Origin of the sequence: Paraburkholderia guartelaensis (assembly GCF_004353905.1) — a bacterium.
GTDB lineage: Bacteria > Pseudomonadota > Gammaproteobacteria > Burkholderiales > Burkholderiaceae > Paraburkholderia > Paraburkholderia guartelaensis.
Genome location: NZ_SMOD01000011.1, coordinates 28,500 through 54,131, shown reverse-complemented (window position 1 = coordinate 54,131; position 25,632 = coordinate 28,500). Strand labels below are relative to the sequence as shown.

At 64.7% G+C, this 25,632-nt stretch carries 23 protein-coding genes and 1 pseudogene; 10 read left to right on the top strand and 14 right to left on the bottom strand.

Features of this window, described 5'->3' with window-relative positions; all coding sequences use genetic code 11:
* The first annotated feature begins 101 nt into the window (after positions 1–101).
* Entirely contained in the window at positions 102–2,435 is a 2,334-nt protein-coding gene (locus E1N52_RS16210) for an FdhF/YdeP family oxidoreductase (protein ID WP_133183772.1), read from the top strand.
* Between the two features lie 54 nt (positions 2,436–2,489).
* On the opposite strand, the gene E1N52_RS16205 is transcribed toward E1N52_RS16210, so the two are convergent.
* The 7 genes from E1N52_RS16205 to E1N52_RS16175 form a co-directional block, all read right to left on the bottom strand.
* The gene (locus E1N52_RS16205) at positions 2,490–3,452 is read right to left on the bottom strand and encodes a phosphotransferase family protein (RefSeq protein ID WP_133183771.1); all 963 of its coding nucleotides are present in this window, start codon (positions 3,450–3,452) and stop codon (positions 2,490–2,492) included.
* Between the two features lie 172 nt (positions 3,453–3,624).
* Positions 3,625–3,990 carry a response regulator gene (locus E1N52_RS16200; protein WP_028207929.1) on the bottom strand — a complete coding sequence of 122 codons (366 nt, stop codon included), beginning with the start codon at positions 3,988–3,990 and terminating at the stop codon, positions 3,625–3,627.
* Between the two features lie 40 nt (positions 3,991–4,030).
* Entirely contained in the window at positions 4,031–5,017 is a 987-nt protein-coding gene (locus tag E1N52_RS16195) for a chemotaxis protein CheX (RefSeq protein ID WP_133183770.1), read from the bottom strand.
* Between the two features lie 17 nt (positions 5,018–5,034).
* On the bottom strand, positions 5,035–5,568 hold the full coding sequence (locus tag E1N52_RS16190) for a hypothetical protein (protein WP_133183769.1): 534 nt from the start codon (positions 5,566–5,568) through the stop codon (positions 5,035–5,037).
* Positions 5,565–6,326 carry a methyl-accepting chemotaxis protein gene (locus E1N52_RS16185; RefSeq protein ID WP_133183768.1) on the bottom strand — a complete coding sequence of 254 codons (762 nt, stop codon included), beginning with the start codon at positions 6,324–6,326 and terminating at the stop codon, positions 5,565–5,567. The genes E1N52_RS16190 and E1N52_RS16185 overlap by 4 nt, the downstream gene beginning before the upstream one ends.
* Positions 6,327–6,329: 3 nt before the next feature.
* The gene (locus E1N52_RS16180; RefSeq protein ID WP_133183767.1) at positions 6,330–8,699 is read right to left on the bottom strand and encodes a HAMP domain-containing protein; all 2,370 of its coding nucleotides are present in this window, start codon (positions 8,697–8,699) and stop codon (positions 6,330–6,332) included.
* A 202-nt stretch (positions 8,700–8,901) separates the two neighbouring features.
* Positions 8,902–9,405: a GNAT family N-acetyltransferase gene (locus tag E1N52_RS16175; RefSeq protein WP_281282676.1), complete on the bottom strand. Its 504-nt coding sequence runs from the start codon at positions 9,403–9,405 to the stop codon at positions 8,902–8,904.
* 240 nt (positions 9,406–9,645) lie between these two features.
* Here E1N52_RS16175 and E1N52_RS16170 point away from each other — a divergent pair, with 240 nt between their 5' ends.
* Positions 9,646–10,473, top strand: a complete 828-nt coding sequence (locus E1N52_RS16170; RefSeq protein WP_133183765.1) for a helix-turn-helix transcriptional regulator — start codon at positions 9,646–9,648, stop codon at positions 10,471–10,473.
* A gap of 16 nt (positions 10,474–10,489) precedes the next feature.
* Here E1N52_RS16170 and E1N52_RS16165 read toward each other — a convergent pair whose 3' ends face one another.
* The gene (locus E1N52_RS16165) at positions 10,490–11,077 is read right to left on the bottom strand and encodes a LysE family translocator (RefSeq protein ID WP_133183764.1); all 588 of its coding nucleotides are present in this window, start codon (positions 11,075–11,077) and stop codon (positions 10,490–10,492) included.
* 160 nt (positions 11,078–11,237) lie between these two features.
* Here E1N52_RS16165 and cobF point away from each other — a divergent pair, with 160 nt between their 5' ends.
* Positions 11,238–12,011 carry a precorrin-6A synthase (deacetylating) gene (gene cobF, locus E1N52_RS16160; RefSeq protein WP_133183763.1) on the top strand — a complete coding sequence of 258 codons (774 nt, stop codon included), beginning with the start codon at positions 11,238–11,240 and terminating at the stop codon, positions 12,009–12,011.
* A gap of 59 nt (positions 12,012–12,070) precedes the next feature.
* Here the strand turns inward: cobF and E1N52_RS16155 are convergent, their stop codons facing one another.
* The 3 genes and pseudogenes from E1N52_RS16155 to E1N52_RS16145 form a co-directional block, all read right to left on the bottom strand.
* Positions 12,071–12,781 carry a PepSY-associated TM helix domain-containing protein gene (locus tag E1N52_RS16155; protein ID WP_133183762.1) on the bottom strand — a complete coding sequence of 237 codons (711 nt, stop codon included), beginning with the start codon at positions 12,779–12,781 and terminating at the stop codon, positions 12,071–12,073.
* Positions 12,778–12,997 (bottom strand): annotated as a pseudogene (locus E1N52_RS16150) (PKHD-type hydroxylase); the annotation flags it as partial. The gene E1N52_RS16155 and the pseudogene E1N52_RS16150, both read right to left, overlap by 4 nt.
* A gap of 157 nt (positions 12,998–13,154) precedes the next feature.
* Positions 13,155–14,051 (bottom strand): LysR substrate-binding domain-containing protein, encoded by an 897-nt coding sequence (locus E1N52_RS16145; RefSeq protein WP_425468077.1) that lies wholly within the window; start codon positions 14,049–14,051, stop codon positions 13,155–13,157.
* 218 nt (positions 14,052–14,269) lie between these two features.
* On the opposite strand from E1N52_RS16145, the gene E1N52_RS16140 reads away from it, so the two are divergent.
* A complete protein-coding gene (locus E1N52_RS16140) occupies positions 14,270–15,565 on the top strand; it encodes a gallate dioxygenase (RefSeq protein ID WP_133183760.1) in 1,296 nt (431 codons plus the stop codon).
* A gap of 54 nt (positions 15,566–15,619) precedes the next feature.
* Here the strand turns inward: E1N52_RS16140 and E1N52_RS16135 are convergent, their stop codons facing one another.
* A complete protein-coding gene (locus tag E1N52_RS16135) occupies positions 15,620–16,519 on the bottom strand; it encodes a transporter substrate-binding domain-containing protein (RefSeq protein ID WP_133183759.1) in 900 nt (299 codons plus the stop codon).
* A 649-nt stretch (positions 16,520–17,168) separates the two neighbouring features.
* Here E1N52_RS16135 and E1N52_RS16130 point away from each other — a divergent pair.
* The 5 genes from E1N52_RS16130 to E1N52_RS16110 all read left to right on the top strand — a co-directional run bounded on the left by E1N52_RS16130 (position 17,169) and on the right by E1N52_RS16110 (position 23,817).
* Positions 17,169–18,818, top strand: coding sequence for a methyl-accepting chemotaxis protein (locus E1N52_RS16130; protein ID WP_133183758.1), 1,650 nt, complete (start codon positions 17,169–17,171; stop codon positions 18,816–18,818).
* Between the two features lie 454 nt (positions 18,819–19,272).
* A complete protein-coding gene (locus E1N52_RS16125; protein ID WP_028207914.1) occupies positions 19,273–19,518 on the top strand; it encodes a hypothetical protein in 246 nt (81 codons plus the stop codon).
* A gap of 253 nt (positions 19,519–19,771) precedes the next feature.
* Complete coding sequence (locus tag E1N52_RS16120) at positions 19,772–20,761, top strand: DedA family protein/thiosulfate sulfurtransferase GlpE (protein ID WP_133183757.1); 990 nt, start codon at positions 19,772–19,774, stop codon at positions 20,759–20,761.
* A 46-nt stretch (positions 20,762–20,807) separates the two neighbouring features.
* Complete coding sequence (locus E1N52_RS16115; protein WP_133183756.1) at positions 20,808–22,556, top strand: FAD-dependent oxidoreductase; 1,749 nt, start codon at positions 20,808–20,810, stop codon at positions 22,554–22,556.
* Complete coding sequence (locus E1N52_RS16110) at positions 22,549–23,817, top strand: winged helix-turn-helix domain-containing protein (RefSeq protein ID WP_133183755.1); 1,269 nt, start codon at positions 22,549–22,551, stop codon at positions 23,815–23,817. The genes E1N52_RS16115 and E1N52_RS16110 overlap by 8 nt, the downstream gene beginning before the upstream one ends.
* A gap of 47 nt (positions 23,818–23,864) precedes the next feature.
* Here the strand turns inward: E1N52_RS16110 and E1N52_RS16105 are convergent, their stop codons facing one another.
* Positions 23,865–24,140, bottom strand: a complete 276-nt coding sequence (locus E1N52_RS16105; protein ID WP_028207911.1) for a hypothetical protein — start codon at positions 24,138–24,140, stop codon at positions 23,865–23,867.
* Between the two features lie 638 nt (positions 24,141–24,778).
* On the opposite strand from E1N52_RS16105, the gene E1N52_RS16100 reads away from it, so the two are divergent.
* Positions 24,779–25,090: a thioredoxin family protein gene (locus E1N52_RS16100; RefSeq protein WP_133183754.1), complete on the top strand. Its 312-nt coding sequence runs from the start codon at positions 24,779–24,781 to the stop codon at positions 25,088–25,090.
* Positions 25,091–25,188: 98 nt separating this feature from the next.
* Here the strand turns inward: E1N52_RS16100 and hpaR are convergent, their stop codons facing one another.
* The gene (hpaR, locus tag E1N52_RS16095; protein ID WP_133183917.1) at positions 25,189–25,587 is read right to left on the bottom strand and encodes a homoprotocatechuate degradation operon regulator HpaR; all 399 of its coding nucleotides are present in this window, start codon (positions 25,585–25,587) and stop codon (positions 25,189–25,191) included.
* Positions 25,588–25,632 lie beyond the last annotated feature (45 nt).

The window sequence follows — 25,632 nt, the reverse complement described above, 5'->3', positions numbered from 1 at the left end:
CCCTTGCTTTTTGGTTTTTCTGTGATCTCCGGGGGCACAGGAACACAGTAGCCTTGAGTCATCGGGCAGACCGCCCTGGAAAACGAAAAGCCAACCGCATCATGAAGAAGCCGCAAGGTCGCATCGAGCCGTATCACCACCCCGCCGCCGGCTGGGGCGCGCTCAAGCAGGTCGCCATCAACCTGATCAAGGAGAAGGTGACGGGCGGCAATTACCGAACGCTGCTCAAGCAGAACCAGCCCGACGGCTTCGACTGCCCCGGCTGCGCATGGCCCGACCGCGAGCACGCTTCCACGTTCGAATTCTGCGAAAACGGCGTGAAGGCCGTGGCGGCGGAGGCGACCAGCAAGCGCGTGACGCCCCAGTTCTTCCAGGAGCACACCGTTAGCGAACTGATGGCGCAGTCGGACTACGAACTGGAGCAGCACGGCCGCCTGACCGATCCGCTCGTCTACGACGCGCTGCAGGACCGCTACGTGCCGATCGAGTGGAACGACGCGTTCAAGCTGATCGCAAAGCACCTCAACGCGCTCGACGACCCGAACCGCGCCGCGTTCTACACCTCGGGCCGCGCGAGCAACGAGGCCGCGTTCCTCTACCAGCTCTTCGTGCGCATGTACGGCACGAACAACTTCCCCGACTGCTCGAACATGTGCCACGAGGCCACGAGCCGCGGCCTGCCGGGCACGGTGGGCATCGGCAAGGGCACGGTCACGCTCGACGACTTCGAGCACGCCGACACGCTGCTCATCTTCGGCCAGAACCCGGCGACGAACCATCCGCGCATGCTCGGCGAGTTGCGCGAATGCGCGAAGCGCGGCGCGACCATCGTTTCGATCAATCCGCTGAAGGAGCGCGGGCTGGAGCGTTTCGCGAGCCCGCAGCACACGCTCGACATGCTCTCGCCCAAGGGCGTGCAGATCAGCTCGGTGTTCATCCGCCCGCGCGTGGGCGGCGACTTCGCGCTCATCAAGGGCGTGGCCAAGCGCGTGATCGAACTCGACGACGAAGCGCTCGCGCAAGGCACGGAACGCGTGCTCGACGTCGATTTCATCGCGGAGCACACCGTGGGCTTCGACGCGTTCGCCACCGACCTGCGCGCCGAATCTTGGGACACGATCGTCGCCGAAGCGGGCGTGCCGATGGAAGAGGTGCTCAAGCTCGCCGACATCTACGTGAAGGGAAAGGCCGTCATCTCGACGTGGGGCATGGGCCTCACGCAGCACAAGAATTCGGTGGCGACGATCCAGTTGCTTTCGAACCTCATGATGATGCGCGGAAACATCGGCCGCCGCGGCGCGGGCCTGTGCCCCGTGCGAGGCCATTCGAACGTGCAGGGCGACCGCACGGTGGGCATCGAGGAAAAACCCACGCAGGCGTTTCTCGACCGTCTCGGCAAGGCCTACGACTTCGAGCCGCCGCGCGAGCACGGCTACGACGTCGTGGAAACCATCCACGCGATGCTCGAAGGCCATGTGAAGGTGTTCATCGGTCTGGGCGGCAACTTCTCGATCGCCACTCCCGACACGCCACGCACGTGGGAAGCCATGCGCGCATGCGCGCTCACGGTGCACGTCACGACGAAGCTCAACCGCAGCCATCTCGTTCACGGCCACGACGCGCTCATTCTGCCCACGCTCGGCCGCACCGAGATCGACCTGCAGAACGGCGTGCCGCAAGGCGTGAGCGTCGAGGACTCGATGAGCATGGTGCACATCTCCTACGGCATGAACCGGCCCGCGTCGACGAACCTGCTTTCGGAGATCGCGATCGTCGCGCGCATGGCGCACGCCACGCTCGGCAGCGACAAGGTGGACTGGCTCGACCTCGCCGCCGACTACGCGAAGATCCGCGACGGCATCGAAAAAGTGTTCGACGGCTTCGAAAATTACAACGAGCGCCTGAAGCACCCGGGCGGTTTCCACCTGGGCGTGGCCTCGCGCGACCGTGTGTGGAAAACGCCCAGCGCCAAGGCGCAATTCGTCGTGCACGCCATCGCGCTCGATACGCCGATTCATCGCGCGCGCGCCGAGCACGGCCCGCGCCTCATGACGCTCATGACCACGCGCTCGCACGATCAGTACAACACGACGATCTACGGTCTCGACGACCGTTATCGCGGTGTGTACGGCCTGCGCCGCGTGCTGTTCGCGAACCGCGAAGACATGACGATGCTCGGCTTCGAGCCCGGTCAGCACGTGGACATCACGAGCGTGTGGGACGACGGCGTGGAGCGCCACGTCGAGGACTTCATGCTGGTGGAGTACGACATTCCGCGCGGCTGCCTCGGCGCGTACTATCCCGAGACCAATCCGCTCGTGCCGCTTTCGTCCATCGCCGATGGCGCGGGCACGCCGACTTCGAAGTCGATTCCGGTGCTGCTCACCCCGGCGAAGACAAACGTATTGGCCGAAGCTGTGCCCGCGGCAGCCTGAAGCGCGCTGCCGATACGGCTCGTGAGCGGCATCTATGCGTCACCTAAGCGTCACCTAAGCGGCACCTTCGGCCATCGCAAGGAGTCGCTGGACGACCGGTACGAGCGTCTGAGCCCGCTCTGCGTCGCCCGCGTCCAGCGCGATGGCGAGAAAGCCCGTAGCCCAAAGCGAAGCGTAGAACCCCGTCGCGCGCATCTGCGCGCCCTGCGGCTGCCAGCACTGCAGCAGCGCTTCGCCATAGGGCCGCCCGGCCTCGCCGATATCGGCTTCAAGGTGAGCGAGCGTGATACCGAGCACCATCAACGGGTCGCCGTAGCAAACGGAATCGAAATCGATCAAGCCACTTAATTCGCCATCCCTGACAAGTACATTCTTGATGGTCAAATCATGCAGAAAGCAGACCGGATCGACTGAGGCGAAATAGTCTTCGAGCGAAGCACGCAAAAGCCCGAGGCGCCCTCGACAACGTTCCAGCGGCGTGGCGTCGGTGCGGTCACGCATCTCGACGTGCGCATGGCGCGCCGCGGGCTCGCCAAAAATATCGCTCCAACGTGCGTGACTGCGGCGCGCGCCGAACAGAGAAACCCAACCGAACCCCCCATTGGCCGGTGCTTCGCGAGCGGCAACGCGATGCTGGAAATCCGTTACGGTCGCGGCGATGCGCGCGCCCTGGGCGTCGCTCATATCCTGCAACACATAGTAAAGGTCGCGCCCAGGCAGCCAGTCGAGCACGATAAAAGCCGCACCCATAGGCGTGATGCCTTCGCCAAGCACGGTCTGCACCGGTAACCCCAGTTCGCGCAGCACGCCGAGATTCGCGCGCGTGTGCATGAACGCGCGCGCATGCGGGCTGATTCGCAGAACGCGAGAGCTGCCGTCCGGCATGCGCGCGCGATACACTTCATTGCCGCTTTGCGAGAGCAGCCACTGACGCTCCAGTGCGAGTGGCGGCGCGCCTAATGCACGCTGCGCCCACAATGGAACAGCCAAGCTTGCGATCGCTTTCGATTCGCCCATTTTCCGCCGGCTCCGTGCATAAGGAACGGCGGATTAGAGCAGCGCAACCAGGCAGCAACAACGGGCAAACTATTGGGTTTTTTAACGCCGTAACACTCGCGTCTTTGCGCGCGACGTCATGCGCTGCCGGTGTTATCGAATGTAATGCGGTGAAATGCAGCGCCGCAAGAAATCAGTTAGCTAGCTTTCTGAACGTTTCCAGAACCGCTTCGCCCTTGAAAGGCTTCACGATCCAGCCACGCACGCCGGCCGCCTTGCCGCGCTCCTTCATGGCCGGGCTGCTTTCCGTGGTCAGCATCACCACGTTCACGGCCGTATTCGCGAGTTCGCTGCGAATCTTCTCGACCATCGTGAGGCCGTCCATGTTCGGCATGTTCACGTCGCTCACCACGAGCTTCACGCCGGGGTTCGAGCGCAGCTTCGCGAGGCCGTCCTTGCCGTCTACCGCCGTGTCGACGTCCAGACCGTTCTTGCGCAGAAAGCCGGCCACTTCGTCGCGCACCGTGCTCGAATCGTCCACCACCAGAATCTTTGCCATGTTGTCCCTCTCTGTTGCGCCGCGTTGGGCGCGCATTTGATCAAAATAATTCGAGTTCGCCGCTCGCCTGCTCTTCAACGGCAGCGGCTGCGGCCTGAGCGGCCGTCTCGTCAAACCCTTCGCGCGACCAGCCGAGGCTGAACACGAACCGCTGGTCGATCACCACTTCGCGGCCCGTATTCGGGCACGTGAGCCGGTACTTGATGCACAACTGCGGATTGTCGGAGCCAAACGACAAATAACGCCGCCGATGATTGATGAGCAGCGGCACCTGCACCTGCGCGCCGCCCCAACCTGCCTCGTCGGCAGCGTGCGCGTTACCCAGGTAGCGGTTGCGGAACGCACCCCACACGAGATTCGTGAGTTCGGCGAGCACGCCGTTCACGTCGCGGAAGTCGCTCGCTTCGTCGCGGCCCGCTCGCGGCGGCAGCAGTTCGATCAGCGGGGCCTCCTCGGTCTGCATGAGAAGCCAGCCGCGGCACCATGCGGTCTCGATCGGAATGAGCGTCAACACCTCGCCGAAGATGATGCGGTCGCGCACGATGCTCGGCGTGTCCCAGTTCACCTCGAGATCAGCGAAGAGGCCGCGCAGGCGTCCGAGCGTCATGTCGGTGATGCCATCCACGAGCGGGTCCGGATAGTCGTGCGAGAACACGTGCGCTTCGAGCGCCGCGATCAGCGTTTCAGGATCGCTTTCGTGCCAGGTGGCGCACGGCAGGCGGCGCAACGGCTCGGGCAATGCGTCGCGGTGCTCGTTTGCTACACGCCGCAGCACGACGGGCAGTTCGGGGCGCTCCGCTTCCAGCGCGACGGCCACCGCCGCCGCGGCTTCGAGAGAGCCGCCAAAGTCCTCGCCCAGCAGCACGCCGCCCAGGTCGTAATGCGTCTTCAGCGCCGCCGAGAGCGCGTCGCGCCGCACCGGCACGCACACGCAATCGTGTGCGGCCGCGGTTCGCGCGATCGCCTCGGCACGCGCGGTATCGCTTTCCAGCAGCAACAGCTTGCTGACTGGCTTGTTCGTGTTCATGTTTCCTTTCTCTGCCTTCAAAACAACTCGAGTTCGCCCGCGCTGTCGTGCACTTCGACTGCCGCGGTGCTCGCCACGAAATCGAGCGGCGCTTGCGTGCAGACGCACAGCGTGGCGCCGAGCCGAACGTCGTGATCGATCGTGAGCGCGTACGACTGCACGTAGTCCGGCTTCAGCTCGCGCAGATACGGCAGGCATCCACTGCTGAGCGCATAGGGCGTGGACATGCCGAGGTCGGGGAAATGCTCGACCAGTTGCTGGTTCATGGCCCCGCAGCACAGGTTGCCGAACTCCATGAAGCATTCGGTGAGCGCGCGCGAGGTGTCGCCCACGTAGTAGCGCTGCGTGCGCTCGTCATCTTCGAAGTGCAGCAGCAATAGCAGGCGGAACTGCATCGACGAAATCGTCAGCACGACCAGGTGCTCGCCTTGGGGCGCCTCGCCCACACGAGGCTCGAATTCGCAGCTGTGCTGCGCGTCGGTCACGAGACGCATGCGCGCAGCCGCGAAAAAAATCCGCTCGATGCTGTCCTTCGCGTGCGTGCCGATCATGCGTGCGCCCCGGCGCGCGTCGCTTCGAGCTGGTGATGCAGCTGCTGCGACGACGCTTCCACGCTCGCGAGCGTCGCCGCGATCATCTTGCCGCCCGCCTGAATGTCCTGGAACGTCGCGGCCGTAATGAGGTCGTTGCGGTTCAGGCTGTCGCGATAGCTCTTCGAAAGTTCCTGAGAACGCGTAGCGAGCGAGCGCACTTCCCCCGCCACGATCGAGAAGCCACGGCCGGCCGCGCCCGCGCGTGCCGCTTCGATCGACGCGTTGAGCGAGACGATCAGCACATGGCTCACGATCGACGACAGCTCCTGGTTCTTCTTGTGCATGTCGTTGTTCTGCGCCATCAGCGAGATCATCTGCTCGTGCCAGCGCTCGAACGTCGACGACATGAGCTTCAGGCGCGAGGCCTCGCTCGCGATACGCGCCGCGTGATTCATCGCGTCGTCACGCTGCGCGCGCTCGCCGGCGAGCGCCGCTTCGAGTGCCTCGGCCACGGACCTGCGCTGCGCGAGTTCCGCGCGCAGCGACTCGATTTGCGCAGCCAGCGACTCGTGTTCGCGTGCGGCGTCTTCCTGCTGCGCCGTGTGGTGCGCTTGAGCCTGTGCAAGCGCGGCTGCGTGCGCGGCGTCCTGCGCGTGCGCCACCTCACGTGCCTGCCTTTGCACACGCTTGCCCCACAGGGCAGCCGCGCCGGCCGCCAGCGCGATAAGCGCCGCGCCTTCGATCAAATACGGTAAGACCACTTCAACCCCCGCCATGCGCTAGCCCGCCAGCGCTTCCTCTTGCTTTGCCTGCGTTACGTTCGCCACCTTGACGGCCCACTCCTGCGGCAAACGCACGACGGTCTGGAAATGCCGGTAATCGGCGCCCTCGCGGTCATCGGTGAAACGCAGTTCGATGGCGCCGCCCTCGCGTTCGAGAAAATCGCGCACCGCGTCCATGCCCACGCCGCGGCCCGAGATTTCGGTCACGTTTGTCGCCGTCGAAAAGCCGGGGCGGAAAATGAATGCCGCGATCGCCTCGTCGCTCACCGCTTCATACGCCTGCAGCCAGCCGCGCTCCACCGCAATGCCGCGAATGCGCGCGAGCGCGAGCCCGCGGCCGTCGTCGGCGAGCGTCAGTTGCAGCGCACCGTTGTGCACGTTCACGTCGATATCGATATGACCCGACTCGTCCTTGCCGATTGCGCGGCGTTGCGCCGGCATTTCAATGCCGTGGTCGAGCGAGTTGCGCAGCAGGTGCATGAACACGTTCTTCACCGTACCGGCGGCCTCGCCGCGCAGGCGATAACCGTTGTCCGCGATCCGCACTACCGGTTCGACCTTGCCGAGTTCCTGTGCGAGCGACGGCAGCGAACCGGTCACGCTCGCGAGCGCATCGGCCACGCGCTCGGTGCCGATGGCGCGCAGCGTAGTGCGCAGTTCTGCGCGCATCGCGCGCAGCGCGGGCAGGTCGTTGTCGTCGGTGCGATCGACGATGCGCAGCGTCTCTTCGATCGCTTCTCGCGTGATCGTGAGGCTCGCTGCACCGTTCTGCGCGCCAGCCGCACGCGGTCCGCGCCCAAGGCTCACTTCGTTGATGCTCGTATAGTGCTCGAGCGCCGTCTTCACGCGCTCCAGATCGTCAATCAGTGCTTGCTGGTCCCACGTGTGGCTCTTGTCTTCGCGGCGCAACGCGTCGTAGCGCTGCTCGACTTCGTGCACCACGCCCGTGAGATGCTGCAGGCTATACGTGCGCGCATTGCCCTTGATCGTATGCATGTTGCGGAACAGCGCTGCAATGGCGCTCGTGTCCGCGCAGTCGTGCTGGCGAATGATGTGTTCGTTCTCGTGAATGAAGCTCGTCGAGCTTTCCACGAAGTGATGGAACTTCTCTTCGCTCACGGCGAGAATTTCGCCGATCATTTCGAGGCGACGCTTCTGCTCGCCGGCTTCGGCCGCGAGTTCGCGCAGCTCAGTCACGTCGCGCACGCACAGCATGAGGCGCACGACCACATCGTTTTCGTCGGTGATGGCCGACCAGCTCAGGTCGAGCACCTTCGCGCGGCCATCGGGCAGCGTGCGCGTGATTTCATTCACGAGCAGATGTTGATTGAACGCGAAGTTCACGTCGTCTTCGCCAAGGCACGCGTGCACGGCGGCGTCGATTTGCGAGAGGGTGTCGGCATCGAGATCCGTGTGCGAGAACACGAGGTCCATGAGCGAGCGGCCCGCAATCTCGTTCGTTTCGAAGATTGCCTCTAGATACGCCGAATATTCGTTGTGGATCGTCGCGCCTTCGACCACCGTGAGAATGCCCTGCTGCATGTTCTGCAGCATCGCCTGAATATCGGCGGTCTTGCGCTTGAGCTGCGCGGAGCTTTGCTGGATCTTCTCGATCATGCCGTTGAAGGCGACGATCGAATGTCCGATTTCGTCCATGCGGCCCACGGGCACGCGGCGCGTGAAGTCCTGACTGGACGCGATCTCGCTCATCATGGCCTGCATGCGCGAAAGCGGCCGCGTGATCTGGCGGTAGAGCAGCGCGCCGATCAGCGTGAGCAGTAGCACCGCGCCGCCCGTCACGCCTGCAATCGCGCTCGTCGTGGTGTCGAGCGTGCCGTTGAGCGTGCGGATTGCGTCGTCCTTCTGGCGGTTCTTTTCCACGCGCATCGTCGTGACGATGCCTTCGAGTTCGTCGCGGTACTGCGCGACGTTCGCGAAGAGATAGGCCTGCGCGAGTTCGTTCTTGCCGCTCGCCTTCATCTTCACGGTGTCGTCGATTGCGGAGAAGTAGTTCGCGAGGCTTTCCTGCGCCTGCGAAACCAGGCCTTCCTGCGCGTGGCTGGCTGCCGCCTTGCGCTGCACGTCGAGCGCGGCGCGCAACGCGGCTTCCTTGTCCTTGAGTTCGTTCTGCGCGAGCGACGCGACCGTGGCGTCGGGTGCGTAGACGAGCGTCATGGTGGCGAGCTGCACGTCTTTCACGAGCGACACGAGGTCGGATGAAGCGAGAGCGCTCGGCACGACGCCCTGGGTAACCTGGCGGACGTCGGTGGCGCTGCGGCGGGCCTGCAAGGCCGCGTAGCCGCCGATGGCGGACAGCGCGACGAACATCAGGACGATGAGTAGCGTGATGCGGTGACGAATGGTCATGTCGAAATCCCCGGGCCTTCGTCGTGCCGGCGGCGCTATGGTTGCGCAACTCGGGACACGTCGGCCAATTTATTCGCGGTGGATTATCGACGTTCAGGTATGACGAAATGATGACTGCGCATAATTCGGCCGAACGCACTGTGCGTTACACCACACTTGACGTTCGCTTTCCGCTGCGCACTGACCCGCCGCGATTTGGCACTTAGTCGGGCACGGCGGGGTCGTCGAGAAAGAGCACCATGAGTTCGTCGTCGGCGTACTCGCCGTCAATGCACAGGCCGCGCGGCTCGACCCCGTAGCGCACGAAGCCGCACGCGCGGTAGAGCGCCTGGGCGCGGGGGTTCAACATGCTCACGACCAGGTGCACCTGGAGCAAGCCTAGCGCGCGGGCGTGAGCGATGGCGGCCTCCAGCAATTGCCTGGCAATGCCGGCGCCTCGCCATGCAGGATCCACAAAGACGCCCCAAATGAGCCCCTTGTGTGCAAGCTTGCGGCGCGGCTCGCGCATGAGGCCGGTGATGCCGACGAGCGTGTCGCCCGCGAATGCGCCGAATACGACCAGGTTCTCGGTGGCGCGTACCCGGGCCCGGCTTTCTTCAGGCGTGCGCTTCGATTCCTCTTCATAGGTCGGGACGATACCGGCGGGATAATTTTCGGCCGCGTACAAACGCATGGCGTGAAACGCCTCGGCGTCCTGCTCGGTCAACGGGCGAATCGTTGCGTTTGTTGGCTTTGTTGGCTTTGTTGGCTTTGTTGGCTTCGTTGGCTTCGTTGGCTTCGTTGGCTTCGTTGGCTTCGTTTCGTTCATGTGCAGTGCCTGGCAATGGAAAGGGAATGACACGCGCAATTCTGAACAAGCCTATCACGTCCCCCCTGCTTGCTCGCGTTGCGCTAAGATGGACCACCTGCGTCGCTCGATGCGCGCAGCATCACTCCGAGGTTCCTCATGCCGCAAGCCACGACGTCCGACGCACAACCCTACTTCTGGCGCGACGCAGACCTGCCGTTCATCGAAGTGCGCGCGATTGCCGACGGCCGCAAGGTACGCTATGGCCGTCACGCACACAGCACGTTTTCGATCGGCGCGGTCACGGGCGGCCGCAGCACCTACCTGAACGGGAGCACGCTCTCGCATATCAGCGCGGGCGCGGTAGTGGTCGTCAACCCGGAAGTCGTGCACGCCTGCAACCCGGCCGCCGACGAGCCCTGGGCCTACCGCATGTTCTATCTCGACACGGCGTGGCTCGCGAATCTGCAACACAACCTGGGCTTCGGCGCGCACGAGGGCTTTCGCCCGTTCGAACAGACCTTGAGCTGGGAGCGCGATCTGTTCGACGGACTCAACGCGCTCTACGAGCTGCTCGTCGACCCGCACGAATCAGCGTTGCGCAAGGAATGCGCCGTCGTAGCCTATTTCTCGAGGCTCCAGCAGTCCCTGAATCCTGCGCCGGTCAGCGCACGCGAACCGAACGAGCGCCTCGCGCGCACAGCGGAATTCATCGACGGCAACTACACGCGCACGCTCAAACTCGAAGAGATCTGCGCCGCCGCCGATCTCTCGCCTTCGTACCTCATTCGCGCGTTTCGCGAGCAATACGGCATGACGCCGCACGCGTATGTCGTGAACCGGCGTATCGAGTTCAGCCGCGCGCAACTGCGTCAAGGGCACGCCATTGCAGATGTTGCGGCGCAGGCGGGTTTCGCCGATCAAGCGCATTTGCAGCGCGCGTTCCGCCAGTTCGTTGCCGCGACGCCTGGCCAATATCGCGGCTAACGTCGCCGCCGCGCGCTCAGGCAAGCACGAGCCAAACCGCACTACCCGCCAGCAACAACGCCATCGCGCGATTCACGAAACGCACGCGCGACGGTTCGCGCAAGGCCTGGCGCAGCGATGCGCCCGCCCACGCCCAGCACGCGATCGACACGTAGCACACCACGAAATAGATCGCGGCGAACTGCCAGACGAGCGCGCCCTCGCCGGAAGCCGCATATAAGCCCATGCCCGCCACCGAGGCGAGCCACGCCTTGGGATTGAGCCATTGCATCGTGGCGCCCACCATCAGCGAGGGACCGCGCGCCGCGTTCGGGGAGTCGATGCGGCCGTCGTCGGTGGCGAGCCGGTAGGCAACGTACAGTAGAAAAGCCACGCCCGCCCATTCGAGCGCACGCGTGAGAAACGGCAGGCGGGCCAGCAGTTCCTGCATGCCGAGACCGATCAGCAGCAACAGCAGCGTGAAGCCCACGGTCGCGCCAGTGACGTGGCGCAGGCTCGCGCGCAGCCCGTAGCGCGAGCCCGCACTCAGCGCGACGATATTGACGGGTCCGGGGGTGATGGAAGTGGCCAGCGCGAAGGCGGCCATCGACAAGGCAGTACTCACGGTTCTCCTCGCTACGCCCATGGGCGATCAACATGCGTCGAGGGTAGACGCGCGCACCGCCCGCGTATTGAAGAAAATTGCCCTGCCCGCGAGCGCGGCACCGCGCCGAACTCGCGCTATCATTGCGCCGCACCGACGACTCACATTCCGGAACTGCAACGTGAAAAAGATCCTCATCATCGGCATCGGCGCGGGCGATCCGAAGTACCTGACCGTGCAGGCAATCGAAGCGCTCAACGCCGCCGACGTGTTCTTCGTGATGGACAAGGGCGCGGCCAAGGACAAGCTCGTCGCGCTGCGCAAGGAAATCTGCGCTCGCTTCATCAAGGACCACGACTATCGCATCGTAGAGGCCACGAGCCCCGAGCGGCGCCGCGATGAAGGTCTCGATTACAAGGCCGCCGTGGACGAGCTCAACCGCGACAAGCAACGCGTATTCGCGCGCCTGATCGAAGAGGAATTGACTGACGGCCAATGCGGCGCGTTTCTCGTCTGGGGGGACCCGTCGCTCTACGACAGTACGATCCGCATTCTCGGTTCGATCCTGGCCGAAGGCCGGCTCGCGTTCGACTTCGAGGTGATTCCCGGCATCAGCAGCGTGCAGGCGCTCGCGGCGAAGCATCGCGTGCCGCTCAACTTCATCGGCAAGCCGGTGAGCATCACGACGGGAAGACGGCTCGCGGAGGGCGGCTTTCCGCAGGATGTGGACAGCGCGGTGGTCATGCTCGACGCGCAAAACGCGTACGCGCAACTCACGGGCGAAGAACTCGATATCTACTGGGGCGCCTATGTCGGCACGCCTGACGAGATCCTGATGGCGGGCCGGCTGGAAGACGTGAAAGATGAGATCGTCCGCGTTCGCGGAGAGGCCCGCGAAGCGAACGGATGGATCATGGACACCTATTTGCTGCGCAAACGCGGTGTGAAAGACTGAATGGAGAACGGGCGCGAACATCGACGTTCGCGCCCGTTGCCGGGCTCACACGTTGAGGCTTACGCCAGCCCCACGCATACCGCTACGATAATCGAGCCGAACAACAGCACGGCGCCCACCGTCTTGCGCTTGTTCAGCTCCGTCCACAGCAGCACGCCCGTTAGCGAAAGCAGAATGAGCGCCCCGGCAAAGCTGTCGATGAACAGCACCCAGCCGACGCTCATGCCCGTCCCCTTGTGCAGGTTCGTGATCGTCGAGACGAGCGAGTTGTCGTTGCGCTTGAGCGTGAGCTTGTCGTTGCCCACCCAGTACTCGACCATCACGCTCTCGCCAGGCGACGTGAACATGATCTGCCAATGCTCGGGCTGCACGACCTCGCGATCGCCCCAGGCCACCTTGTGCTCGGGCTCCTTCTGCACACGGCCCATGCGCGCGGGCAGCTTCAAATCAGGTTGCGAGCGCAACCATTTCACCATCTCGCGCGGTGTTTCGGGCGCGGGATCGGGCACGGCGATTTGCACCGTCGAGACTTGCGGCGCGCCCGGCGAGATGCGCAGCGGCTCGGCGCGATGGTTGAGCACGAATCCCGTTGCGCCGAACAGCAGGCCGAGCGCCGCGCCCCACAGGCCCACCCAGCCGTGGACTTTGCGCAGCCACTTGATGAAGGTCGCGCGGCGCGAGCGCTTCGCGCGCTCGTCGCGCTGTTCGGCGTCGAGACGTGCGCGCGGTGTTGCCGGCGCGTCGATCTCGGCGGTATCGGAAAAGCTCATGTTTCACTCCAGAGTCGCAAAAGATTGTTGTCGCGGCCCACGAGGCAGCGCCTCTACGTCGGCGTCGCTCGCGTTGAAGCGCTGGATAGCGGTGTCCATGTCGAAGAGCAGCGCGCGCTTCGTCTCATCGCGCACGAGGCTTTGCACCCAGAAAGCGCTCGCAAGTTCGCCACCGTCGTATTCGTCGGGCGACGAGAGAAAGAGCGTGCAGGAAAGGCGGACGACGCGGGTCGATTGGCTGGCTGGGCCGCCCCGAAGACCCAGGGGAAACGACGCCAGGCTGGCTAGTCTTGTTGTTTGGCCGCGGAAAGGCCCACGGTAATGAGAATCGATATCATTCCATACGTTTTACTTTCTTTCAATTGGAATCGCGCTATGCCAGCTGCGCGCACTCCCGCAATTGCTGCGCGAGTGCGCTGATCGCCTCGTCGAGCGTCACCGTACTGCGCCGAAGAATGCCGATAGGTTCCACGCCCTGCGGAGCCGGCATGTCGATCTGCACGAGCAGGCCTGCATCGAGATCGCTTTGCGCGACACGCTGCGGCACGATCCACACGGCGTCCGAGCCGGAAACGATCAAGCGCGCCACGGAGGCCGACTGCGTTTCGATCGCGCCTTCGGGCACGGCGAAACCATGCGTTTCAAAGAACGCCTCGGTGTGATGGCGCGGCGCGGTGCGCTCGCCCGCGATCACGAGCGGAAACCCGAGCACGGCGCCGAGCGCGGGCGCAACGCTTTCGCTCGCAAGCGGATGTCCCGCGCGCACGACGACGAGGAGCGACTCCGTATAGAGATATTCGAACGACACACCCTGCATCATCGCCGGCTCGGCCATGCGCCCCACCATCAGGTCGAGCTCGCCGGCTTTCACCGCACACAGTAGCTCCGCATTCGAGTCGGTATGAATCTTCACGCCCACCTGCGGGCGCAACGCCTTGAAACGCAGAACGGCTTCGGGCAGCAGCGCCGTTGCCACGGTCGGCAACGCGCCCAGGCGCACCGCTGGCGCTGCATGCGCGTCCTGCCGCGCGAGTGCCAAAGCCGACGCGTCGAGCGCGTAGCGCAAGAAGTGCTCGCCCTGCACCGTTAGCGCCGCACCGTTTCTGCCGCGATCGACGAGACGCACGCCCGCCCATTGCTCGAGTTCCACAAGCGTCTTCGAAACGGCTGGCTGGCTCAGATGCAAACGCGCCGCCGCGCGCGCGAGCGTGCGCTCCTGGGCGATCGCCACGAAACAGTTCAAATGCCGCAGGCGCAGCCTCGACGCCAGGAGCCGCTGTACTTCATCGGCCGCCTCGCGCGCAGCGTCTGCATTGATGTCCGCCTTCCTGGCCGCCGCTTTAGCCGCTGCCAAGCGCCGCCGGGGTTCTTTGTTTTCCATAATTGGAAGTTATGGAATTTTCCCGAAAAAGTCAATTTACATAACCTGCCGTCAACCCTACATTGGCGCCATCCGCGTAAATCACCCGCAACAAGGAGCTGGGAGACATGGCCACGATCGTTGGCGGCATCGCCGTTTCGCACACCCCGACCATCGGCTTCGCGCACGACGCGCACAAGGAGCAGGATCCCGCCTGGGCGCCGATCTTCGAAAGCTTCGAGCCGGTCAAGCGCTGGCTGCGCGAGCAGCAGCCCGACGCCATCGTCTACGTCTACAACGACCACGTGACGTCGTTCTTCTTCGACCACTACTCGGCGTTCGCGCTCGGCATCGGCGATGAATACGCGGTCGCCGACGAAGGCGGCGGCGTGCGCGACCTGCCCGGCATTGGCGGACACGCGGCCCTCGCGCGCCATATCGGCACGAGCCTCATGAGCGACGAGTTCGACATGTCGTTCTTCCAGGACAAGCCGCTCGACCACGGTTTCTTCTCGCCGATGTCGGCGCTGCTCGACCGCACGGAAACGGGCTGGCCCACGCGCGTGGTGCCGCTGCAGGTGGGCGTGCTGCAATTCCCGATTCCGACCGCTCGCCGTTGCTTCAAGCTCGGCCAGGCGTTGCGGCGCGCGATCGAAAGTTACCCCGAGGACCTGCGCGTGGTGGTGATGGCAACGGGCGGCCTCTCGCACCAGGTGCATGGCGAACACGCGGGCTTCAACAACGTGGACTGGGACCACCGCTTCCTCGACGCCATCACGAACGACCCGCAAGCGCTCGCGGACATGACGCACGCCGAGTACGCGCAGCTAGGCGGGCTCGAAGGCGCCGAAATCATCATGTGGCTGATCATGCGCGGCGCGCTGAGCGGCAGCGTGAAGAAAGTGCACAGCGGCTACTACCTGCCTTCGATGACGGGCATCGGCACGCTCGTGCTCGAGAACACGGCGATGACGCCGGCGGGCGACGCGCAGGCGCGGCACCGTCAGCACATGGCGCAGCAACTGGCCGGCGCGGAGAAGCTCACGGGCACCTACCCGTTCGGCCTCGAATCGAGTGTGAAGGCGTACCGGCTGAACAAGTACCTGCACGCGATGATCGACGAGGGACATCGGCGCGCGTTTCTCGCCGACCCGGAGCGCTCGTTTGACGAGGCCGGGCTGACCGATGAGGAAAAGGATCTCGTGCGCCGCCGTGACTGGCGCGGACTGATTCACTACGGCGTGATCTTCTTCATGCTGGAAAAGCTTGGCGCAGTCGTTGGGACTTCGAACCTTCACATCTACGCGGCCATGCGTGGAGAGACGCTCGAAGATTTCCTCGAGACGCGCAATACGCGGGTGCTTTACTCGGTGGCGGGGGATGTGGAAGCGACCGAAGAATGGCAGGAAGGGGAAGCGAAGTAAGCGCGCGTTGCGTGGCGGCCGCACGGTTGCGGCCGCCGCATTGAAAAACTGCGATCAGTCGAGCGCCCGATCATTCGGATGCGCAAACAGCGCCCGATTCTCGTTGGACAACGGATAGTTCAGGTTCATCCCCTTGGGCGGCACGGGCTGCGTAAACCACTTCGTGTACAGCCGCTGCGCTTCACCCGAAGTCTGCATGCGAGCGATCACGCCATCGGCCAGTTTCTTGAAGACCGGATCGTCCTTGCGCACCATGCAGCCATAAACCTCCGAGAGCGGCGGCGTGCCGGTGATCACGTAGTCCTGCTGGTCCGCTTCCTTGGCCCGCGCCCCGTACAACAGCGGCTCGTCCATCACGAACGCGACCGCGCGCCCCGTCTTCACGTTGAGAAACGATTCCGCGTGATCTTTGGCGGCGATGAGCTGCATGCCCATCTTCTTGTCGTTGTTCATTTCGCGCAGCAGCCGGTCCTCCGACGTGCCCGCCGTGGTCACGACCGTCTTGCCTGCGAGATCGGGGAAATCCTTGATGCCGGAATCCTTTTTCGCAATCAGGCGCACGCCATACTGAAAGAAGCTGTTCGTGAACGCGACCTGGTTGTCGCGATCCTTCGTGTGCGTGGTCGAACCGCACTCGATATCGATCGTGCCGTTTTGCACGAGCGTTATGCGGTTCTGCGAAGTGATCGGAATTTCCTTGACCGTGAGCTTGTCGAGCTTCAGCTCCTTTTTCACCTCGTCGACGATCTTCAGCGCGATGTCCTGCGCATAGCCGATCGTGTGTTGCTCGCTGTCGTAGTACGAGAACGGCACTGACGATTCCCGCACGCCCAGGGCAATCACGCCTGTATCGCGGATTTTTTTGAGGGTAGCGCTCGTGGCGTCCTGCGCCTGGACCGGCGCGAGATACGTGCATCCCATGACGACTGCTGCGAGCGTTGCAACTTTTTTCATTTAGTCTCCTCCGGATGGTCCGTCGGCGCGTCGTGCGCCGCACCCGAGTATTCATGCCTTGCAGCGAGGCGGCAATTGAAATCGGTTACGTCGACATAACTCAAGGTTAAGTCGCCGGTGAAGGCGTGTCGTTCGAAGCGCGCCTTCGAGGCCGGTTTCGTTGGCAACACGAATCGTTCCGCACGCCATGACTTGTCCACATAATTTGTTGGCAGCCCTGTGCGTAACCGTTGGAAGACCGCATCAAGTCCTTGATGCGCTTCGGTTAACCCGCGGCGTTCCCATTCGCGGCAACACCGTCCCGCAGCGCCTCGAAACGCACCCATCTTTTCCACAGATTTTGTTGGCAGCCCTGTGCACAACTTCTGGACAGCGAACCTAAGTCCATGATCGCAAACGTCAATGCTCCACGCGACAGAGAAGTTGCACGTTTTGGAGGCACTGGACTTGTCCACAGTTAACGGGGAAAAGTCTGTGCATACACCCCCCAACATCCACGCCAATCCATTGATAGCACAACGGATTTTCTCGCTGCGCGCAGATCGGCCCAGACGTGCCTCACGCGTGCATACCCCTAAAGTTTGTAAGGGAAATGCCGTTATGCCTCGCTGTGTTGTTGGGTCTCAAGCGGCCCCATCGAAGGAATCTCATGCGCAACAATCAACCCGTCACGCAACAGGAATTCGACTATCCCGCTTCGCAGATGCTCGTCTCGGCCACCGACCTCAAGGGCCGCATTCAGTACTGCAATCCTGCGTTCGTCGCGGTGTCGGGCTTTACGAAAGAAGAGCTGATCGGCAAGGCACATAACATCATTCGTCATCCCGACATGCCGGCCGAAGCGTTCGCCGACTTGTGGGAGACCGTTCGCGATGGCCGTCCCTGGACCGCGATCGTCAAGAACCGCCGCAAGTCCGGCGACCACTACTGGGTGCGCGCGAACGTAACGCCCGTCTCCGAGCAGGGCACGGTGGTCGGCTATCTGAGCGTGCGCGTGAAGCCCACGCGCGAGGAAATCCGCACGGCTGAAGCCTTCTATGCGCAAATGCGCGAGGGCCGTCTGCAGGGCGTGCGGCTGCGCCACGGCTCCGTCGTGCGCACGGGCCTCGTGGGCGCGCTGCAGGCGGTCCTGCGCGTGCCTATCGCCACGCGTATCGCCTTCGGCTATGGCGCCGTGCCCGCCGTGTTCGCCGCGGCCGGCTTCGCCGCCTGGCAAGGTCTGCCGCCGCTGCCGTTCTGGGGTGCATTCGGCGCGGCCTGCGTGTGTGCGCTCGGCGCCTGGCGTCTCACCACGCGCCATCTCGGCGCGCCGCTCGCGCAGATGACCACGGCCTCCACGCGCATGGCCGCGGGCGACCTCACAGCCACGCTCGCGGTCGCCACGAACGACGATCTCGGCGACGTGCTCCAGGCGCTCAACCAGTTGCAGGCCAATCTCACGGCGATCGTGTTCGACGTGCGCTCGCAGATCGACGGCATGCTCGACGCCGCGCACGAAATCTCGAGCGGCAATCTCGATCTCTCGCGCCGCACCGAAATGCAGGCGGCCTCGCTCGAGGAAACCGCCGCCACGATGGATCAGCTCACGACCACCGTGCAGGCCAACGCCGAAGCCAGCGCCCGCGCGCTCGATCTCGCGCGCGACGCCCAGTCCGCCGCCGCCGAGGGCGGCTCGATCGCCGCGCAGATGGAGCGCACGATGACGGGCATCACCGACGCGTCGCGCCGGATCAGCGACATTACCGGCGTGATCGACGGCATCGCGTTCCAGACGAACATCCTCGCGCTCAACGCCGCGGTCGAAGCCGCCCGCGCGGGCGAGGCCGGCCGCTCTTTCGCCGTGGTGGCGGGCGAGGTGCGCATGCTCGCGCAGCGCTGCGCGGCGTCGGCCAAGGAGATCAAGCAGGTCGTGGACGCCAGCGTCACCGAGATCGCCGAGGGCACGCGCCTCGTCGGCAACACGACTGCGCAGATGCGCTCGATCGACGAAGCCGTCACCCGCGTCTCGTCGATCATCACCGAGGTCGCGAACGCGAGCGGCGAGCAGGCCGAAGGCATTCGCCAGGTCAATCAGGCCGTCGCGCATCTGGACAGCGCCACGCAGCAGAACGCCGCGCTCGTCGAGCAGGCCGCCGCCACTGCGCAACGGCTCGCCGAGCAGGCCGACGTGCTCGACGAAGCCGTGCGCCTCTTCACCGTGGCGGGCGCCGATGCGCTCCAGCGCTCGAAGTCCGCTCGCACCCCGGTGCGCCGCCAGAGCGTCAATCTTGCCGAAGCCGCCGAGGACATCGCGGCATAACGACCGGTACGCGCGCCTCGCCGCAAGCGCAGGCGAGCCGCTTCGCCTATTGGTCTGAGAGATCGGCGTTAGTCCCATCTCGACAGTGGGGCGCCCGGGCGTCACCATGAAAACCGTCAGCAAGCCGTACCACGGTTTGCTGATCCGAGTAACAACGGCGTTTCAACGGCTCACCCGGCCTGCCCGGATGGGCCGTTTTTTCTGGTGCGTACGCCTCGCGCCTGGCATCGCTTTGCTTCGCAACCATGACAGCGGTGCAACGCGCAACGCATTTCGCATGGCCCGTTGTTGCGCGCGCAAAAACGGGGGTCGCGGCGGCGAGTCGCGTTACACTGGCTGGCCAGGGTCGCGCCACAGCGATCTCGCTGTGTGTGTCTGCGCTCACTTGCATAAACACGCCGCGCAGCCGACCCCGTACAATGGCTCGACCACCCAACGCACGAGGACAACATCAATGCGCACGACCGGGTCTTCCGGAAACATGACCCTGCTCACCGAGCATGACGACGCGACCGGACGCGAACTGCGTTCACTGCGCCTCGAATCGGCGGCCGACGGCAAAAGCCTCTTGCTGGTCGAAGTCGACGAGCGCAAGCCTGGCATTCATCGCGAAGTGCGTTACGAAATCACGCCGGCCGAGCTGATCGCGGCAATTCGCGCACAAGGCGCCGAGTTGCCCGGGGAATCACACACGCGTTAAGCGCACGGAAAGTGGCGACACGAACGCGGCGCGCGTAGTCTCGTGTGCCGCGTTCTGTCGCTTTGGGGCCGCGCACACCTCGCGTTTCCCCCTTTTCAATCCGGCGCTTTTTTCACATGCCTGCCCCACTCGGCAGGCATTCTCACGCGCGTACAGGGGGGTCGCTTGCACGCCTTCGAAATGCGTCCATAATCTTTACGTTACCCTCCTATCTTTCCCGTTCCTAACCTTTAGGCGCAACGGAAGTAAGCCGATGCTACATGACCTCATCGCGCAGTACGGGCCTGCGCTGGTGTTCATCAATGTGCTCGCCGGATCGCTTGGGCTGCCCGTGCCCGCGATGCCCGCGCTCGTGTTGTTCGGCGCGATGGCGGCCATGCATCCCGGTTCGATCGGCCAGCAGGTCGCGCCGGTGCTCGGGCTCGCCATCTTCGCCATGCTGATTGGCGACAGCGTGTGGTTCATGGCCGGGCGCCTCTACGGCGGCAATACGCTCAAGACACTCTGCAAGCTCTCGCTCTCGCGCGACACCTGCGTGAAAAAAACCGAGCGCTTTTTCGGCCGCTGGGGCGTGCGCGTGCTCGCCGTCGCCAAATTCGTGCCGGGGCTGTCGCTCGTTTCCGTGCCGATGGCCGGCGCGATGGGCGTGCCCTACCGCCAGTTCGTCGGCTTCGACGGCGTCGGCGCGGCACTGTGGTCCGGCACCGGCCTGCTCATTGGCGTGATGTTCGCGCCGCAGATCGACATGCTGATGAGCGGCGCGAGCCGCCTTGGCCGCTTCGCCCTCGTTGTGGTGGTCGTGCTGCTCATGCTCTATGCGACCTACCGCTGGCAGCGCCGCCGCCAGCTCATCAAAAAGCTCGCGAACGCGCGCATCACGGTGGAAGACCTGTACCGCGCGATGGGCGCCAAGCCGCCGCCCGTCGTGTTCGACATTCGTTCAGAGGAAAAGCGCAAGCTCGATCCGTACATCATTCCGGGTGCATTGTTCGCCGACGAGCGCAAGCTCGACGAGATCGTCGGCAAGTACCCGAACGACCAGAAGCTCGTGATCTACTGCTCGTGCCCCAATGAAATTTCCGCGGCCTGGATGGCGAAGAAGCTCGCCGAGGCCGGCTTTACCGATGTGGTGCCGCTCCTCGGCGGTCTCGACGCATGGCGCGATGCCGGCCGCACGCTCGAGTCGCTGCAGATGCACGCCCACGCCGACGTCCCGGTCAACATCACGCCTAAAGCTGTCTGATCCGGGCGGCCCGCTCCCGAGCCGCCCGCACGAGGAGAACCGCCAGATGGGCACGATCACCGAAGCCGAGGTTCCCGAATCCGAGGAACTTCCTTCCGCGAGCCGCCACTCCGACACGCAGCCGCAACCCGCCGAAGCGCCGTTCTCGACGCTCTCCACGCGGCGCCATCAGATGTTCCCCCAGCTCACCGACGACGAAATCGCGCGCCTCGCGCGCTTCGGCGAAGAGCGCCACTGGTCAGCAGGGGAGTTGCTCTTTCGCACGGGCGAAACCGGCCCCGGCATGTTCGTGCTGCTCTCCGGTTCCGTGAAAGTGTCCCAGCGCGACGGCCTTGGCCGCGAAAGGCTCATCGTCGAGCATGGGCGCGGGCATTTTCTCGCCGAAGTGGGCCAGCTTTCGGGCGGCCCGGCGCTCGTGGACGGCACGGCGCTCGAACCTGTCGATGCGATCCTGATTCCGCCCGAGCGGCTGCGCGCGGCCATCGTCGCCGAAGCCGAGCTCGGCGAGCGCATCGTGCGCGCGCTGATCCTGCGCCGCGTCTCGCTGATCGAAAAGGGCGCGGGCGGCCCGATTCTCGTGGGCAAGCACGACGACCCCACGCTCGTTTCGCTGCAAGGCTTCCTCTCGCGCAACGGCCATCCGTATTCCGTGCTCGACGAGCGCGACGAAGGCATGCTTTGCGGCGTGATCGAGCGCTTCGCCGCGCGCTGCGAGGACCTGCCGCTCGTGATCTGCCCCGATGGGTCGGTGCTGCGTCGTCCCAGTGCGCCCGAGCTGGCCACGTGCCTCGGCATCCTGCCGGAGCTGGACGGCGAGCGCGTCTACGACGTCGCCGTGGTGGGCGCGGGCCCGGCCGGTCTCGCGACGGCGGTCTATGCCGCCTCCGAAGGCCTTTCGGTGATCGTGCTCGACTCGCGCGCGCCCGGCGGCCAGGCGGGCGCCAGCTCGCGTATCGAAAACTATCTGGGCTTTCCCACGGGCATCTCCGGCCAGGCGCTCGCGGGCCGCGCGTTCGTGCAGGCGCAAAAGTTCGGCGCACACGTGGCCATTCCGGTCTCCGTGCGCAAGCTGATCTGCGATGAAGAACCGCGGCGGCTCGAAACCTGTAGCGGCGATGTGCGCGCGCATACGGTCGTGATCGCTAGCGGCGCCGTGTACCGCAAGCCCGCGATCGAGGGCATCGATCGCTATACCGGGCGCGGCATTTACTACTGGGCCTCGCCGGTCGAGGCGAAGCTTTGCAAGCACGAGAACATCGTGCTCGTGGGCGGCGGCAATTCGGCGGGCCAGGCGATCGTCTATCTCTCCACGCACGCGCGCCAGATCGACGTGCTGATCCGCAAGGCCGGCTTCGAATCGACGATGTCGCGCTATCTGATCGACCGTATCGCCTCGCTCTCGAACGTGCGCGTGCATGGGCACAGCGAGATCGGCGGCCTGGACGAAGACACGAGCGGCCTCGCGGCGGTGCGCCTGAAGATGCCGTGCCCGGAGGGCGTCGACCATTTCGATTCGCGCCACCTGTTCCTCTTCACGGGCGCGGAACCGAACACCGGCTGGCTGCGAGCGTGTGGCGTGAAGCTCGACCCGCACGGCTTCGTGCTGACCGGCGATAACGAGTCGTGCAGCCTCGCGACTTCGGTGGAAGGCGTCTACGCGATCGGCGACGCGCGCGCGGGCTCGACCAAGCGCGTGGCTGCGGCGGTGGGCGAAGGCGCGGCCGTGGTCGCGCAGATCCATCAACGGCTCGCTGCACTGCGGCCGGTGACGGTGATTGCGGGCGTCCATGCGTGAGCGCGCTGCGGAAGTTGCAGAAGCGCCTACGCTTGCCGAAGCCGGTTCCTCGCTAGTTCTGCCGCTCGCGGCGGCTCGCACGCTGCACCTTGCGGCGCAGGGGCTTCTCGCGCCGCCGCGCCGCAAGGCTACGCCGGACGACGTGCTCGACGCGATCCGCCGCATGGCGCAGCTACAGATCGACACGATCCACGTGGTCGCGCGCAGTCCCTATTTCGTGCTGTTCAGCCGCATTGGCGCGTTCGAGCCGGCCTGGCTCGACGCGCACCTCGCGCAAGGGCACCTGTTCGAATACTGGGCGCATGAAGCCTGCTTCCTGCCGATCGAGGACTACGGGCTGCTGCGCCATCGCATGCTCGACCCTTCCGGCATGGGCTGGAAATACGCGGCCGAGTGGCATGAACAATACCGTGACGAGATCGACGCGCTGCTCGAGCGCATTCGCGCCGAGGGCGCCGTACGTTCCGCCGACTTCGCGCGCGCCGAGGGCGACAAAGGCAGCGGCTGGTGGGACTGGAAGCCGGAGAAGCGGCATCTGGAAGTGCTGTTCTCAACCGGCGCGCTGATGGTGGCGCAGCGGCACAACTTCCAGCGTGTGTACGACGTGGCCGAGCGCGTGCTGCCGCACTGGAACGACGCGCGCGACCTGCCGCCACGCGCCGAAGCGGAACGCGAGCTGCTCCTGCGCTCCTGCCGCGCGCTCGGCGTGATCCGCGCGGATTGGGCCGCCGACTACTTCCGCCTGCCGCGCCGCCCGTATGCCGATTCCCTGCACGCACTCGCCGACGCGGGCGAGCTGCTGCCCGTGCGCGTGGAAGGCTGGAAGCACGATGCGTTCGTACATTGCGAGCACGCGGCGCTCATCGGCGAAGCGGCGAGCGGCAGGCTCGCTTCCACGGTCACGACCTTGCTCTCGCCCTTCGATCCTGTGGTGTGGGACCGCAAGCGAGCGCTCGCGCTATTCGATTTCGATTACGCCATGGAATGCTATGTGCCGGCTGCGAAGCGCAAGTACGGTTACTTCGTACTACCGATCTTGAATCGCGGGCGGCTGATCGGGCGTATCGACGCAAAGGCGCATCGGGCGCAGCAGGTGTTCGAGGTGAAGTCGCTGCATCTGGAGCCCGGCGTGCGCGCGAGCGGCCGTCTGGTGACCGACTTGCGCCGGGCGCTGCAGCGTTGCGCGGACTGGCACGGCACGCCGGAGCTACGCATCGGCGCAGCGCCGGACGGCCTCGCGGCCGCCCTGCTGGCTACGTGAGCGTGCGGCGGCTGACCCGGCAGAGCCGCCGCACGCGTCGAGGATGATTAGTGCTCCAGCTTGGCGCGCAGTTCGCGCGCGGCTTCGAGCAAGCCTTCGTAGCCCGAACGCGCGTGTTGCGGCAGGTCGGGGTCGCCCACCAGCGCACCCAGCGTTTCGACGAGGCTGAAGACGAGGCCCTTGGCCGCGCCCGCCGCGATCTTGCCGGACTTCACGCCTTCGTCGACGTGACTGAAGGCGGCATTCAGACTTTCCAGATCCGGTTGCGATGAACCGGCGCCAGGCTTTTGAGCGTCCTGCTTTTGCTTGTCGTCGCTCGTCATGATGAACTCGATCTCCCTTGGTGAGCAGTAGTCAAAAGAATCCCGCACTTTTTAATGTTATATACCCATCGGCTGCGGGCGTCCATTCGAGGCCCGGCAGCGCGGGGGCAACGCAAAGTGCACTCCCGAATCTTCTCACCTTTGCTGCCCGCGCGCAGAAGCCGCGAGCGCGACGGCTTGTCGCTTCGTCGCGCATGGCGACTAAAAAACGCCTTGAAATCAGGGCTAACGTGGATTTCGCACAATGGATCGGCAGGTGCCTCGCCTCGCTTCACATGAGCGCCGATGGCACGCTTCGGCCTCTCCCGCAAACGCTCACCTTTACGCTTCGAAGCGTGGATTCACGCCACCTTCAGTGCGACCGCCGGTCGGCTTTCGCTCACCGCATCACACGCTGGTTTTGCGTTTCGCCCTTGTTTTCAAGGCACTTTTGCTCGGGGCAGCATGCACCTCGCGCTCGCGCGATTCCGTTCAAGGTGCGCGAACAAGCGCGAACCGGCTCACTCCCGAAAAGCCTCACCTCTCGCGCGAACGTCCATGCGAACGTCCAAGTCAGCGCCAAAGCGAAGCCTGAACGATGCCGCGCGATGCGGTATCGTAGGTGGATGTCTGCAAATGCCAATGCGAGGAATCACACGATGAGCTACGCCACGAACGCCCCCGCCCGCAAGGAAATCGACTCGCTCAGCGGGGCCGCCGTCGTCGAATTCGGCACCGACTGGTGCGGCTATTGCCAGGGCGCGCAACCGTTGATTGGCGCGGCATTCGAGCGCAATCCGCAGGTGCGTCGCCTGAAAGTGGAAGACGGACCGGGCCGCGCGCTAGGCCGCTCGTTTCGCGTGAAGCTCTGGCCCACGCTCATCTTCCTGCGCGACGGCGTGGAGGTCGCGCGCGTGGTGCGTCCGCAAAACGCCACCGAACTCGACGAGGCGTTCGCTTCGCTCGCGTAGTCGCGCAAGGCCCTCATACGCGGTCCGAACTATCCGCACGGACCGCTCCCGAAAAGCCTCACCTTTCCCTCACGAGCGCGCCAGAAGGTGCGCCACGCTCACTCCTCCAGACCGGCGAGCAGATCGTCAATCGCGCGATACACACGCTCGACGACCTCCGGCCCCACCTCCGCTTCCAGCGCCTTGTAGCGCGCCTCCAGTTCCTTCGAAATCGCTTTCACGAGCTGATGGCTCTTCTTCGTGAGCGAGACGAGCACGCGCCGCTGGTCGTCGGCGAAACGCTCCTTCGTCACGAGGCCAAGCGCTTCCATACGCGCGAGCACGCCCGCCATGCTCGGGCTGGATATCGTGCACAGGTCGGAAATCTGCCGCGGCTCGAGCGGTCCGCTTTCGTTGAGCGCGCGTATCACGCGCCACTGCTGCTCGGTGAGGCCGTGCGACGTGATGAGCGGGCGAAAGCGTTCCATCATCTTTTCGCGCGCGCGCAGCAGCAGCATGGGCAGGTTGCGGTGCGCAACGCGAGTGGTCGGGCGCGAAGTATC